Genomic DNA, 636 nt, shown 5'->3' with positions numbered 1-636 from the left:
AGCTCGCCCAAGACGATCCAGTGTGCCACCGTTTGATGACAATGCCAGGGATCCGTGCAGTCGTCGCTCTGACCTTCCGCGCAACTGTCGATGATCCGGCACGCTTTCGGTCTTCAAAGAGGGTTGGTCCTTGGGTTGGTCTGACGCCCTCACGCAGCCAGTCCGGAGAACGGGACGTGTCAGGCGGCATCACCAAAGCTGGTGACGTCAATCTGAGGCGCGCATTGTGCCAGGCGGCAACCGTCATGATGAACCGCGGCCGATCGACATGGCTGAGAACATGGGGAGCCCAACTCGCACAGCGACGCGGAAGCAAAATTGCGATGGTCGCCCTCGCACGCCGCATCGCGGTTATTCTTCATCGGATTTGGGTCGATGGCACAACCTTCCAGTCAGATGCGGCACCGAACCCTGTCTGACAGGACGATATCCCACCCGTTGCCTACCTGATTGCAGGCTTTCGAGGTCCCGCAGGGACGTGGTTCCGATGATGCCGTGGTCTGGACTGTCGCTGACACAAGCCAAGCACGCCTATGAGATGGGCACATCGGAATTACATTGAACCAGCATCATGTTGGCAGCCGCCGCGCTGACCACGAACCGAAGCATGTACCCCAAGGATCTCAGCCGAAAGCC

Annotated in this window: 1 protein-coding gene; it reads left to right on the top strand. The window is 59.3% G+C overall.

Annotated features, from left to right (window positions below; all coding sequences use genetic code 11):
- A partial coding sequence (locus tag ACN5AZ_RS18705) for a transposase (RefSeq protein ID WP_419430399.1) occupies positions 1 to 419 on the top strand: 419 nt, incomplete at its 5' end.
- Between the last annotated feature and the right edge of the window lie 217 nt (positions 420 to 636).

The organism is Sagittula sp. SSi028 (assembly GCF_048553715.1).
Classification (GTDB): Bacteria; Pseudomonadota; Alphaproteobacteria; order Rhodobacterales; family Rhodobacteraceae; genus Sagittula.
This window is presented reverse-complemented; position numbering and strand designations above follow the sequence as displayed.